This window comes from Achromobacter sp., assembly GCF_057314935.1.
Genome location: NZ_DBHKZA010000040.1, coordinates 18,868 through 31,688, shown reverse-complemented (window position 1 = coordinate 31,688; position 12,821 = coordinate 18,868). Strand labels below are relative to the sequence as shown.

Genomic DNA, 12,821 nt, shown 5'->3' with positions numbered 1-12,821 from the left:
TCGGCTAGCCTCGCTCCGCCGCCGGATTGCTGACCAGCCGGTACGCGATGGCGCCGATGATGGCGCCGGCGATGGGCGCGACCCAGAACAGCCACAACTGTTCGATTGCCCACCCGCCTACGAACAGCGCCGGCCCGGTCGAACGCGCCGGGTTCACCGACGTGTTCGTGACGGGGATGCTGATCAGATGGATCAGTGTCAAGGCGAGCCCGATGGGAATGGCCGCAAAGCCCGCCGGCGCGCGCTTGGAGGTGGCGCCAAGGATCACGAACAGGAAGCCCGCGGTCATCACCACTTCCGTCACCAGCGCGGACGCAAGCGAGTACTTGCCGGGCGAATACGCACCATAGCCGTTTGCTGCGAAATGGCTGCCCTTCAGGTCAAAGCCCAGCTTGCCGCTGGCGATGCAAGCCAGCACGGCTGCCGCCACGATCGCGCCCAAGACCTGCGCGATGACATAAGGCAGAATTTCCTTGGCGGGGAACCGGCCGCCGGCGAAAAGGCCGACGGTGACCGCCGGATTGAAATGCCCGCCCGAAATATGGCCCACCGCGAACGCCATCGTCAGCACCGTCAGGCCGAACGCCAGCGCGACGCCGGCGAAGCCGATGCCCAACTGCGGAAATCCGGCTGCCAACACTGCGGCGCCGCACCCGCCCAGCACCAGCCAGAACGTGCCGAAAAACTCCGCGCCACAACGCTTTGGAAGCGAATACATGTCAACTCTCCGAATGCGAAAAGCCCAAGATATCGTGCAGCGGTGATCACGACTTTAAAGAACTGAAAATCTTGACAGTTCTTGTCCAGGCCGGCGCCCGCGCCAGGGTATCGCTGACGGTAAGGCCCCCGGCGGGATCCGGCGATCGTGCAAACGGCCGATGCTGAAAGGCCCGGGCCTTTCGCGCTATCCTGATGCGGCCTCGAACCGCCCCGGCAGAATATGGACGCACCCACCCTCTTTCTCTATATCGTTGCCGTCAGTGCAGTGATGATCACGCCCGGTCCGTCGATGCTGCTGGCCTTGAACAATGGCGCTTGCCACGGCATGCGAGTCGCCCGCTGCGGCATCGCCGGCGCGGCCTTGTCGGACCTGATCCTGATCGGCGCGGTGGGTGGCGGGCTGGGCGCGCTGCTGCAGGCGTCCGAGCAACTGTTTTCCATCGTGAAATGGGGCGGCGCCGCCTATCTGCTTTATCTGGCATGGGCCATCTGGCGCGCACCGGCGCAAGCCTTGCGGGCGAATGCGGCACCATCGCCCGCAAGCGGCCGCTCGGCATTTTTCAGGGCGCTGTTCGTCGGGTTGTCGAATCCGAAGGGCGTCCTGTTCTTTTCGGCGTTCCTGCCGCAGTTCATCCAGCCTGCCGCGCCCGTGGCCCAGCAATACTTGCTGCTGGCAGTGACCAGCGCCGCCATCGACTGCGTGATGATGAGCCTTTACGCCTTCGGTGGACGCCACGCCATGCGGACGTTTTCCGCCCGGGTGATGACGTGGGTCAACCGCGGTTGCGCGGGCATGCTGGCCGCGCTGGCGCTGGGCCTGACGCTTTACCGGCGCGGCGACCTGCGCTGACACCGCGAAGGCGGATCAGCCGTGCATCGGCGTGCACAACTCCACAAGCGTGCCGTCCGGGCAGCGCAGGTACGACACGACCTGCCCCCACGGCTTTGCCAACGGTGCGCTCAGTTCTGTGGCACCCGCCGAGACCGCCTGCGCATGCGCGGCGGCCACATCGTCCGTGAGGAAAGCCACTTCCATACCCAGCGGTTTGGACGACGACGAGGCTTCGACGTGCCCGCCGTTGAAATTCATGTCGCCCAGCGCATGCGCGGCGAACGACAGCGTGGTCTCGCCCGTGTCGAGTTCGCCATAGGTTTGGGATTCATGCAGGAAGCGGCGGGAAAAGCCGAAGGCGCGCTCGAAGAATGTCAGCGACGCGGGGACATCGGGCACATAGATGATGGTGTATCCGAATTTCATGTTCAGCCTTTCAATGGGGGGAATCGGCCCGGCCTTGCGGTTTCACGGCCGGGGATTCGGTAATTTGACCAGAATACTGGATGTGTATCCAGCAAATAGTCCAACCGTTCCGTCATAATCGGACCATTGGCGCTGGCGCGGAGATCCGGTATGCAGGCGAATTGCGTCAGCCCTTGAGCTGACGCGGGTCCAGGCTCCACAAGGCGTGGTCGCTGGTCGACACGCCCACCGCGCCGTGCTTCATCGCGATGCCAATGTCCGTCTGATTGCAGACGAACCCCGACGCCACGATGGGAGGCAGGGCCTTCAGGTCCTGCTCGGCCATGTGCGTGAGCATCGGCGCCGGCATCAGCTGGACCAGATTGGGGTCGCTTTGCTCCAGCGCCTTGACGCTGCGCGGCCAGGTCGAACGGTCGGTCACGAACACTTTCTGCATCGTGACCATGCCCGCCCGGTTGGCGCGCTGGATGGTCGCCACGCGGGTGGACACCAGGCTGGCCACGCCGATATCAGCCAGGTATTCCACGCCGCCCTTGTCCTGCGACAGGCCTTCGCAGCTGTCTATGTTGACGATCGCGAACTTGCCCGCCCGGTTCAGCGCCGCGATCACGGGCGCCAGCTTGCGCAGCTCGACGTTGGCGACGATGCCGATTTCGGCCACGCTGCCCACGAAGGTATTGATCTGCTCAAGCCCGTACATCGTCGCGATGACGGGATGGCGCGCCAGACATGCCCCGAATGACCTATCCATGGTTATCGATCTTCCTGATCGTAAAAGCGCGCGTCGCTCAATCCCAGCTTGCCGGGGTTAAGGATGTTCTGCGGATCCAGCGTGCGCTTGATCGTGCGCAGCACCTCGAACGCGCCCCCCAACGATTCCTGCATGTACGGCGCGCGCAACAGGCCCACGCCGTGATGGTGGCTGAGCGCCGCATTATATTTAATCAGCACGGCATTGGCCGCATCCCAGGCCGCGCGATACCACTGCGCGCGCCGCTCCACCTCGACCTCGCCGCGCAATGAAAAATACAGGCACGCCCCGTCGACGTAGGCGTGCGACTGATGCGCGGAACCGGCCAGCGTGCCCGGCACCGCGTTGATCGCGGCCACCACGTCGGCGTAGATGCCGGGCAGGTCGCTCCAGCGGCCCGCCATTTCCAGCGTGTCGGCCACAAAGCCCGGGCTGCGCTTGAAGCCTTCGGCGCTCTTTCCCGTCAGGTAACGGGTCTCCAGCCAGCGCTCGAAGACCGCGTCGCCATCGAGCTTCTCGCCGAGTTCCTCGCACACGCCCTGGCTGATCTCCATGACGGCGTCCACGATCTGGCGCGCGCCTTCGTCGGCCACCAGCAGCACGTTCAGGTCGGGCCGGTTGAACTGGACGCCGCTTTCCAGTTCGTCATACAGCCGCAGCGCCGCCGGGTTGGCGCCGCGCTGCATGATCTCGCGGCACGCTTCCAGGCCAATGGCGAACGTCTTGAACCCGTAGGCGATGGCCCGGCCGTAGTCCGGCAGCCGATGCAGCTTCAGGCGCAGGCGCACGATCACGCCCAGCGTGCCTTCGGATCCGATGAAGACCTGCTGCAGGTCAGCGCCCACCGCCGCGCGGGAATAGCCACCCACGGTGATCAGGCTGCCGTCGGCCAGCACCACGTCCATGCCGAAGACCATGTCTTCGATTTTCCCGTAACGCGTGGACAACTGGCCCGCGCCACGGCAAGCCGCCCAGCCGCCCACGGTGCTGATGCCGAACGACGAGGGCCAGTGGCCCATCGTCAAGCCATACTCGTTCTGGATCGTCTGTTCGAACACGTCGCCGAACATGCCTGCCTCCACTTCGACAATCTGGCTTTCGCGGTCCACGCCGATCAGCTTGTTCAATTGGCAGACATCCAGCACGATGCCGCCGCGCACGGGCAAGGCCGCGCCGGTAACGTTGCTGCGGCCTGCCGACACCGTGAGGGGGATGGCCTGCGCGCTGGCGACGCGCATCACCGCCTGCACCTGCTCCACCGTGGACACCTTGACGATCACCGCCTGCGGCGTGGCGGGCTTGCCGCCCGTCTCCGACATCATCGACCCGGCCCACCAATCGCGGGTCCAGGCCACGACATCGGCGGTGCCGGTCAGCACCTCGTCGGCAACGTGGCGCAAGGCGTCGATCTGCCCCGCCGACAGACGCACCGGATCGCGCTGCAATCCGGGTTCCGAGCCGGTCTGGGTCAATGCGGCGGCGTAGGCTGGCGGCGTGTGCGCGCCGACGACGTAGTTGCCACGGTTGTAGCCGCGCTTGATGGCTTCTTTGCTGATCATTCCTTGTCTCCCATGAGTACGGATTTTTCGTGCTGGATCGCAACCAGGTAGTCATTGACCTGCTGCGTGATGACGGTGGGCGCCAGGCCCAGTTCGGATTGCAGGATCTGTCCCACGCGCGCGGCGGCCAAGGCGGATGCGTCGCGCGCCATCAGGCGGGCGCGCATCCTGCGCGACAGCACGTCTTCGACCGTGCCGGCCAGTTCGTGGCGCACGGCGTACAGGACTTCGGCCTCGGTGTAGGGCAGCCCCTGGACGATGGGCGTCTGCAGCGCCGGCGCGGCTTGCATCAGGTCGCTGACAAAGCGCGCCTCGGTGCCATAGCGCTCGCCCAGATGCGCCGACATGCCGCCCGAGGCTACGATGGCCTGCGGGTCGTAGCCTGCTGCGCCCAGCAGATAGGCCTTCTTCGTCTGGCAGGGGTTGCGCTGGCCGATGACCTGCTGCGCGGCGTCGATCGTCTGTTCGGCCATGTGACGCGACGTGGTCAGCTTGCCGCCCACGATCGTGACCAAGCCGTCCGCGGCGACGCGGATTTCATGATTGCGCTTGACCTCCAGCGTCTTGCCGCCGGGCGGCCCGACCAGCGGCCGGCAACCCGCGATACTGCCCACGACGTCCTCGGCCTGCAGGTCGGTCTTCAGGGCCGAGCGCGCGCCTTCCAGCAGGAAGTCCAGCTCGCGGCGCGTGCAGTACACGTCGTCCAGATCGCCTGCGTAGTCTTCGTCGGTTGTGCCCAGATACGACACGTTGCCCCAGCGCGTGATGGTGGCGCGGCGGCTGCGGCCCGGCACAGGAATGGTGACGGTGCAATCGTTGCGCACCTTCAGCCAGGGCACCGCCACGTGCACCCCTTTGGCGGGACGCACCTGCAGCGCGGACGCGTCGCCCCGCTTCGCGCCGTTCCAATCCCGCAGCCAGACGCCGGTGGCCATGATGACCACGCCGGCGCGCGCGCGGATCTCCTGCTGCCCCGCCTGGACGATCACGCCGTCCACCCTGCCCTGCGCGTTGCGCGTCACCTCGATCGCCTTGGCGTGATTGATGACCGTCGCGCCATGGAAGGCCGCCGTGCGCGCAACAGCCAGCGTCAGCCGCGCGTCGTCCACGCGGGCATCGAAGTACAGGAATCCGCCCAACAGCCCTTCTTCCTTGAAGGTCGGACAATGCGACAGCACTTCTGCGGCGGTCAGTTTCTGGTGCAGGATGCCTTCGCGCCAGCCGCCCGCCATGTCGTAGGTCCACAGCAGGCTTTCAAAGGCCTTGGCCAGCCGCTTGTCGAACACCCCGTCGCGCTCCAGGATCGGAAACAGGAACGGCAGACGCTGCACCAGATGCCGCGCGTTGCGGCGCAGACGCTGGCGCTCGTGCAAGGAATGCCGCACCAGCCCCAGGTTGCCCTGTTCGATGTAGCGCAACCCGCCATGCACCATCTTCGATGACTTCGAAGAAGTGCCCGATGCAAAATCGTCCTTCTCCACGACGGCCACGCGATAGCCGCGCAGGCTGGCGTCCAACGCCGCATACACGCCGGTAATGCCGCCGCCCACGATCAGCATGTCGTACTGCTCACTGCCCAACCTGTCCAATTGCTCTTGCCGAATCAGACGTAATGGCTCGGTGTTCGTCATATCGGCCCGGTCCTTCCTGGGCTTTCTGGATAGCCAACCGATCATTTGTGCAACGCCTCCTCTTTTTCCTGCTTGAACTGCCTGACGTGGCCCAATTCAGAGCCCACGCGGGCGTGCCACAAGGCCCGGCGCCGGGCCCGTTCCGCCACGCCGATGGCTGGCTGGAATACCGCGTCGGTCGCGATGGTCTTGCAGGCGTCATGCAGCGACGGCCACAACAGCCCGGAGGAACCTGCCAGATAGGCAATGCCGCGCAGGCTGGCCCGGTCGGATTCCTGCATGCGGCGGATCGGAATGCCGATCAGATCGGCCTGGATCTGCAGCAAGGGATCGCTGCAGGACAAGCCGCCGCCCACCACCAGTTCGGACACCCGCACGCCCGACACGGCTTCATCCGCCTCGATGCAGCTGGTCACCGAATGCGCGATGCCCTCCAGAATGGCGTAGGCGACCTCGGCCTGCGTGGTCGCCATCGATACGCCGGTCAGCGAAGCGCGCGCGGCCGCTTCCATCTGCGGCACGCGCAAGCCCGTCAGGGCAGGCACAAACGTCACCCCCTGCGATGCGTGCACCGTCGCCGCCAGCGCACTGATCTCGCGCGCATCCGCAAACCACTTCAGCTTTTCGCAGACCCAGTTCAAAGCAGACCCGGTTGTCGCCACAAAGGTCTCGACGGCAAAGTGCGACACGCCGCCCTGGCGCCGGGCCGTCATCGTCAACGAGCCTTCGGACAGGCCCGAGTTCACGGGCGGTTCAGGCCCGATGATCAAGTCCACGAAACTTCCCGTTCCATGCACGCACATCGCCTGCCCGCGATCCAGGCAACCCAGGCCGATGGCGCCGGCGTGCTGGTCGCCGGCGGACGCCAGGATCGGCACCTCGATGCCCAATACCTCGGGTCGCGTCCGCCCGAAATCGTCCGCGTCCTGGCGCAAGGCGGGCAAGAGCTCGAACGGGAAATCCAGCTGTTGCACCCATTCCAGGTAATAGCGGTGGTCCGCCAGCACATAGGCGCCGGACGAGGTGGCGTTGGTCGGCGTCGTGACGACCTCGCGGCGCTGCGAGAAATGCCATAGCAGCCAGCTGTCCACCGTACCGAACGCCAGACGCTTCTCGCGCCAGGCCTCTGCCACCTGCGGCGTGTCGCGCAGGTGACGGGCCGCCCAGAGATACAGCGACCTCACTCCCACGGGACGGCCCACGCGCTCCAGCAAGCGCGCATCCCATTCGGGCGCCAATTCATCCAGTTCGTCCACGAAGCGGGTGTCCTGCCAGACCATGGCTGGCACCAGCGCGGCACCCGTCCGCGTGTCCCACAAGACGGCGGTGGCGCGCTGGGTCGCCAGCGCCAGCGCCGCGATCTGCTGCCCCGCCCGGTGCGCCTGAGCGATGGTGGCGCGGCAGACGCTGATCGTCTTTTCAAGGATCTCGTTGGCGTCCTGCTCGACCACGCCGGGCCGGGGCGTCTGCACATGCAGCGTCTGATATTCCAGGCACGACACGTGGCCATCGGCGGACACGGTGGCCGCGCGCGTGCCCGACGTGCCCTCGTCAATGGCCAGAATCACAGGGTTGTTCGTCATCGCGCGGCTTTCCCAATGGCGGGGCCCAGGGTCGCCAGCGCGCTGTCGTCCTTGAACTGGGGCGCGCCGGTCTCGGTGTCGGGGTTGATGGTGGTGCGGGTGGGGTCCCACTTGATCACGAAGCAGATGATGCTGGCGATGAGCGGCACGACTGACAGGATCAGAAAGGTCTTTTCCAGGCCGTAGTTTTCGCGGAAGAGCGGGAACACCAGCAGGCCGACCGCCGCTCCGGTGGAACCCAGCGCCCCGATGATGCCGTTGGCGCCGGCACGCAGCTCGCTGCGGAAAGACAGCGACGACAGGCTCTTGCCGTTGGCGCCCGGGCCGCCCGAGTGGAACAGGATGAAAAGCGACGGCAACGCGACCGCCAGCCACAACGGCATCTGGCCGTGGAAAGTGCCCAGGATGAGCAGGATCACGAACACCATCGCGAAGCCGAACGCCGAGGCGCGGCGCAATCCCAGCTTGCGCCCGATGTAGGGTGACAGGAAGCCGCCGAAGATGCCGAAGATGTTGAACACCAGCGCGCCGATCGTGGCGTAGATGAAGTCTTTGCCGAACAGCGCCGCGCTGATCAGCGGCAGGTACCAGCCCACCGCAAAATATTGGATCGACTGCCCGATCTGCACCGTGGCGGCCAGGATCGTGCGCGGCAGGTACACGCCGCGAAAGATCAGCAGCACGTTGGCCAGCCCGCGCTTGGCCTGGTTCACGACCGGCACCCGTTCGGCCGGCGGCGCGGCGACAAAAGCCTGCCCGTAGATGCGCGTCATCGCCAGGGCAGCCTGCTCGACCCGCTCTTTGCGCGCCAGCCAGATCGGGCTTTCAACCATGTAGCTCAGCTGCAGCACCAGGATGATCAGCGCGAAAATCGCCGTGGCCGCGACGGAATAGCGCCAGATCGAATCGCCCACATCCCACGAAAAGAACAGCATCGCCAGCAGCAGGTTGGTGCACACGGCCGTGTACCACATGCCCTGCCACGTGTTCAGGCGGCTCTTGAATTTGACGGGGGTGAATTCGGCCAGAACGGCCATCGCGATCGCGAAGTCGATGCCGTAGGCCGCGCCCACAAAGAAACGGCCCACCAGGATGACTTCAAAACTGGGCGCGAACATCACCAGCCCGGCGCCGATCACGGCCAGGAACTTGGCGATGATCAAGGGACGGATACGCCCCCAGCGATCGGCCATCCAGCCGCCGATGGGATTGAAGGCGATGGCCACCCAAGAGGCGAACGAAGTCATCAATGCGACCTGGCCCGCTTTCAGGCCCAAGTCGCGGGTCATCGGGCCCAGGCCCGCGCTTAACGCCGAATTCGCAAACGCATCCAGGAACAGGCCGCCCAGCGCCAGCCACCAGATCAGGCCAGCCCGGCCGGCGATGCCGGGGCGTGAATCGATAAAAGCGATGACATCGTCGATGCCACGTATTTTCACGGTCGATGATTGCACAGTCGTCTCCTCTTGGAATTATTTCTGTAAGAGGTCGACGCAATCTGCACGCGATAAAAGACCACCTTACAGATGGTCTTTTATCTAAATCTGTGCGGTGACTTTATGGGTTGCGCGGTGGGGTGTCAAGCAGGTCGGGCATCAGGACAAACCCTGTTCCGCAGTGATTTTCGCCTGCTGGAAAAAGTATCCAAAGCCACAGGAAAGTATATGGAAAGTGCAATTCTTATACTTTTTTATCTTTATTTTTCAATGACTTGCATTAAATACGCAAGCTGGCACACTACGGCCGATTTCAGAAAACCCGCGACATTGCCGGCGCCTCATTTAAGCGCCGAGCACTCGCACCTATACGCAAACCCGCAAAGAGGCGATCACCCGATCACACAACCCGACTGAAAAGGAATTCAGATGCGCTTAATCACCGATCAAGAACTCGGCAACATGTCGACCGAAAACAAACGCCGCCGCCACACGGAGTTGGACAAGAAGCTGGCTGTTGCGGCGGAGCGGGGCTGGTCATGCATGCATCGCATTGAAGCCAGCCGCGCGAAAGTGCATGCCGCAATCTTGATGGATGTGCAATTGGGCCGGGATGTGGAAGCCCGGACCGAGAAACGGCGCGATCGGGTCAAGGTGAAGAACTGATCGGGTCCGGGGCCCTGAACGCGAATCAGGGCTTGTCGCTGTTGGCGGGTTCTGGATAAATTCCAGGTTGCCCGCCAACACGGAAAAAATCCGCCCATGACGATTGTTGTACATACCCCAAACGCCAAAGGCCTCTGGATGACGATCCAGAACAATCTGAAGCGCACCGATGACGCGGCCGCAAGAGGCGTCAGCGCGTGGCGCAAGGACGATACCGGCCGGGCAGTCAAGATCTACCACGCCCCGCCTGCGGGCGGCCTGGACGAACGGGCTTATTTCGTGGGCACGGTACGCACGGGCCAGCTTCTTTTGCTGGACCTGCTGCCGGGCACCGAACCGCTGAACTGGACCCGCTTCGGATTGCTGCATGGCCACCTGGTGGGCATGCTGATGACGGAATACGAACGCGAAATCATGTCGCTGAATGTATTCCCGAACCGCCCGGCGCCGGACGCTGAAGGCGGGTAGCTGGAATAAGGGTTGAGCTTGAAATTGCTCAGGCGCCCATCAGGATCCCCAGGCGGCTATTCCAGGTATCCCCATAGCCTTTGCCGGCCACCGGGATATTGATCAGCGGTCTTTTGAGGTCACTGGTGGAAAAGGCGAAATGGACATTCTTGAACGCGAGCCCGCCGTTGCCTGAAACCTCGGTCCATTTCAATTGCCATTGCCGAATATAAGAAAAGTCGAGCACTTCGCCCGGATCATTCTTCCCCGACACCATGCAGAGCTTTTGAGTTTGGGGATCAAACGCAATGACGACCTTCTTGTCCTTGTCGCTGAGAATCAGTTCGCTGTCGACGCTGTCTTCGGGGAAGGACGTACCGAGTCGCTGGTTGTGTTCGCGAAACTTCGCCAACAATGCGTTATGCCGCTTCTTTTGGCGATGGATTGCCCAGGCAATCAGGGCAACGATGGTGACGACGATAGAGATGAAATCAAACATGGCGCTGTTTTTCCGGTGGCTTATGCAAGCTGTATCGGCATTAACGGCAACCAGCGCGGAAACTTGAGCGCCGCATCGCGCTGGGTCGGGCTTGAGCAAGCGCGAGGCAATATTTGATACCTGCGAGCCTGCCTCCGACCGGCGGTCACCGCCATATCGCGGACTTCGGCGGTTGGAGCTGAGCGCTGACAATGACGATATACGAGCTTTTCCGGCCGCTTAATCGGACGCGTCTCATAGGCTCGGATGATTCCCGTACGTAGAATCAATCGTGCGTGTTATCTCCTTTCCCCAGACCTGACCGTCTGGGATTCTTTTTCCCCCTGGTTTTGAACCTAGACGCCCTGCCTTTTCGGCGTGGCTATTACCGGGCACTGAAGGACGCCGAGCCGCTGCTCAGACGTCCATTTCATCGGGAACCCGTGCGCGGATTGTGCAGATAACGCGATTATTGGAACGGTTGTTGCAAGACGCCGCGACAATTAACGTGGCCGTCAGCTAGCACGGCGTAGCCTCATTCGACGACGCCGCCAATAGCGGGGACGGGAAAACAACGAGGAGACAAGCATGAGCACATTCGATCCGGATGGGCGCCGGCGCTTCCTGCGCCAAGCCTGTACCGTGGGCGCGGCGGGCACGCTGACCAGCCATGCCCTGATCGGCCTGGCGGCCCCGGCCACCGTCACGCTGCCTTTCGCGAACGGCGAGCGCGACCTGATCGCCTACCCGCAGAAGCGCCCCCTGATCCGCCAGACCTCGCGGCCGCCGCAACTGGAAACGCCGTTCGCCGTGTTCAACGACGGCGTCATCACGCCCAACGATGCGTTCTTCGTGCGCTACCACCTGGGCAACATTCCCACAGCCATTGACCCCGCCACGTACCGGCTGCGCGTGGGCGGGCTGGTCGGCACGCCCCTTGAGCTGTCGCTGACCGACCTGAAGCAGCAGTTCGGTGCGCCCGTCGAACTGGTGGCCGTCACCCAATGCTCCGGCAACAGCCGGGGGTTTTTTGAACCGCGCGTAGGGGGGGCCAACTGGGCAATGGCGCGATGGGCAACGCCCGCTGGGTGGGCATTCCGCTCAAGCGCATCCTGGAAAAGGCCGGCATCCAGGCCGGCGCCCGCCAAATCACCTTCGAAGGGCTGGACCGGCCCGTCCTGCCTGGCACCCCGGAATTCGTCAAGGCGCTGGACACTGCCCACGCCCTGGACGGCGAAGTCATGCTGGCCTACGCCATGAACGGCGCCGACCTGCCGATGCTCAATGGCTATCCCGTTCGGCTGGTGGTGCCCGGTTATTACGGCACCTACTGGGTCAAGCACCTGGCCGACATCAAGGTGCTGAACACCGAGTTCGATGGTTTCTGGATGCAGAAGGCCTACCGTATTCCCGACAACGACTGTGCCTGCACGCCGGTGGGCAAAGCACCGGAAAAAACTCGCCCCATCGGCCGTTACAACGTGCGCAGCTTCATCACCAGCCTGGCCAACGGCGCCCGCGTGGCCAAAGGCCAACGCGTGCCGGTGCGCGGCATTGCCTTCGACGGCGGCCGCGGCATCCGCGACGTGCAATTCTCGGCCGACGGCGGCCAGACCTGGCGCGCCGCCGCTCTGGGCGAGGACCTGGGCCGCTATTCCTTCCGCGAATGGCACGCCGACTTCACGCCTGAGCAGGCCGGCGCCTATGCCCTGAAGGTCCGCGCCACCAATACGGCGGGCGAAACCCAACCCTTGGACCCGCTGTGGAACCCGTCCGGGTATATGCGCAATGTGGTCGAAACCGTGCGCGTCGACGCCGCGTAAGGAGCCCCCCATGACCCGCCCCGCCCGTCGTCATCCTCACACCCGCCTGGTCAGGCTAGCCGTCGCCCTGGCCGCGATTTCCGCCTGCGCGTCCGCCGCCGCCCTGGACATTCAGCTCCCGTCGGAGACCGCAACGCTGCACCCCGGCACCGGCGCCGGCGCTCAAAGCGCGGCCCTCTGCCTGATGTGCCACTCGGTCGATTACCTGTCGTCGCAGCCGCCGATGCCATTGGGTTTCTGGGACGCCGAGGTCAAAAAAATGGTCGGCACCTATGGCGCGCCCATTCCGGCCGAACAAGTGCCACTGATCGTGCAGTACCTGAACCAAGCCTATCCACCGCCCCCGCCTGCCGGGTCTCCCAAGCCCTGAGGGCCAGCTTTCCCCGGCGCCGCCCTGGCTGACTTTCCCGCGCCATGAATCCGCGCGCTTGCTGAAAATGCCCGATTTGTCCCCCTTTGGCGTAGATCC

The 12,821-nt window shown here is 64.1% G+C and carries 13 protein-coding genes and 1 pseudogene; 6 read left to right on the top strand and 8 right to left on the bottom strand.

Annotated elements, in window-relative coordinates; genetic code table 11:
- Window positions 1–4: 4 nt before the first annotated feature.
- Window positions 5–718, bottom strand: coding sequence for an aquaporin Z (gene aqpZ / locus ACO6D5_RS16330; protein WP_485825944.1), 714 nt, complete (start codon window positions 716–718; stop codon window positions 5–7).
- A 222-nt stretch (window positions 719–940) separates the two neighbouring features.
- On the opposite strand from aqpZ, the gene ACO6D5_RS16325 reads away from it, so the two are divergent.
- Window positions 941–1,570 carry a LysE family translocator gene (locus tag ACO6D5_RS16325; protein ID WP_315845604.1) on the top strand — a complete coding sequence of 210 codons (630 nt, stop codon included), beginning with the start codon at window positions 941–943 and terminating at the stop codon, window positions 1,568–1,570.
- Between the two features lie 15 nt (window positions 1,571–1,585).
- Here the strand turns inward: ACO6D5_RS16325 and ACO6D5_RS16320 are convergent, their stop codons facing one another.
- The 6 genes from ACO6D5_RS16320 to ACO6D5_RS16295 all read right to left on the bottom strand — a co-directional run bounded on the left by ACO6D5_RS16320 (window position 1,586) and on the right by ACO6D5_RS16295 (window position 8,956).
- Complete coding sequence (locus tag ACO6D5_RS16320) at window positions 1,586–1,978, bottom strand: VOC family protein (RefSeq protein ID WP_485825943.1); 393 nt, start codon at window positions 1,976–1,978, stop codon at window positions 1,586–1,588.
- A gap of 166 nt (window positions 1,979–2,144) precedes the next feature.
- Window positions 2,145–2,729 (bottom strand): glycerol-3-phosphate responsive antiterminator, encoded by a 585-nt coding sequence (locus ACO6D5_RS16315; protein WP_006225339.1) that lies wholly within the window; start codon window positions 2,727–2,729, stop codon window positions 2,145–2,147.
- 2 nt (window positions 2,730–2,731) lie between these two features.
- On the bottom strand, window positions 2,732–4,288 hold the full coding sequence (locus ACO6D5_RS16310) for an FAD-binding oxidoreductase (protein WP_485825942.1): 1,557 nt from the start codon (window positions 4,286–4,288) through the stop codon (window positions 2,732–2,734).
- Window positions 4,285–5,964: a glycerol-3-phosphate dehydrogenase/oxidase gene (locus tag ACO6D5_RS16305; protein WP_315845601.1), complete on the bottom strand. Its 1,680-nt coding sequence runs from the start codon at window positions 5,962–5,964 to the stop codon at window positions 4,285–4,287. The genes ACO6D5_RS16310 and ACO6D5_RS16305 overlap by 4 nt, the downstream gene beginning before the upstream one ends.
- On the bottom strand, window positions 5,961–7,502 hold the full coding sequence (locus ACO6D5_RS16300) for an FGGY family carbohydrate kinase (RefSeq protein ID WP_485825941.1): 1,542 nt from the start codon (window positions 7,500–7,502) through the stop codon (window positions 5,961–5,963). The genes ACO6D5_RS16305 and ACO6D5_RS16300 overlap by 4 nt, the downstream gene beginning before the upstream one ends.
- The gene (locus tag ACO6D5_RS16295; RefSeq protein WP_485825940.1) at window positions 7,499–8,956 is read right to left on the bottom strand and encodes an MFS transporter; all 1,458 of its coding nucleotides are present in this window, start codon (window positions 8,954–8,956) and stop codon (window positions 7,499–7,501) included. Before ACO6D5_RS16295 ends, ACO6D5_RS16300 begins: the two co-directional genes overlap by 4 nt.
- A gap of 411 nt (window positions 8,957–9,367) precedes the next feature.
- Between ACO6D5_RS16295 and ACO6D5_RS16290 the strand changes: the two genes are divergently transcribed.
- Both ACO6D5_RS16290 and ACO6D5_RS16285 read left to right on the top strand, forming a co-directional pair.
- Window positions 9,368–9,604 carry a toluene tolerance protein gene (locus tag ACO6D5_RS16290; protein ID WP_485825939.1) on the top strand — a complete coding sequence of 79 codons (237 nt, stop codon included), beginning with the start codon at window positions 9,368–9,370 and terminating at the stop codon, window positions 9,602–9,604.
- A 96-nt stretch (window positions 9,605–9,700) separates the two neighbouring features.
- A complete protein-coding gene (locus ACO6D5_RS16285) occupies window positions 9,701–10,072 on the top strand; it encodes a hypothetical protein (protein ID WP_315845597.1) in 372 nt (123 codons plus the stop codon).
- A 28-nt stretch (window positions 10,073–10,100) separates the two neighbouring features.
- Here the strand turns inward: ACO6D5_RS16285 and ACO6D5_RS16280 are convergent, their stop codons facing one another.
- Window positions 10,101–10,550: a hypothetical protein gene (locus ACO6D5_RS16280; protein ID WP_088590047.1), complete on the bottom strand. Its 450-nt coding sequence runs from the start codon at window positions 10,548–10,550 to the stop codon at window positions 10,101–10,103.
- A 567-nt stretch (window positions 10,551–11,117) separates the two neighbouring features.
- Here ACO6D5_RS16280 and ACO6D5_RS16275 point away from each other — a divergent pair.
- The 3 genes and pseudogenes from ACO6D5_RS16275 to sorB all read left to right on the top strand — a co-directional run.
- Window positions 11,118–11,857: pseudogene (locus ACO6D5_RS16275) on the top strand (molybdopterin-dependent oxidoreductase); the annotation flags it as partial.
- 60 nt (window positions 11,858–11,917) lie between these two features.
- Window positions 11,918–12,352: an Ig-like domain-containing protein gene (locus ACO6D5_RS16270; RefSeq protein ID WP_485825956.1), complete on the top strand. Its 435-nt coding sequence runs from the start codon at window positions 11,918–11,920 to the stop codon at window positions 12,350–12,352.
- Window positions 12,353–12,362: 10 nt separating this feature from the next.
- Entirely contained in the window at window positions 12,363–12,722 is a 360-nt protein-coding gene (gene sorB / locus ACO6D5_RS16265) for a SorB family sulfite dehydrogenase c-type cytochrome subunit (RefSeq protein WP_485825938.1), read from the top strand.
- Window positions 12,723–12,821 lie beyond the last annotated feature (99 nt).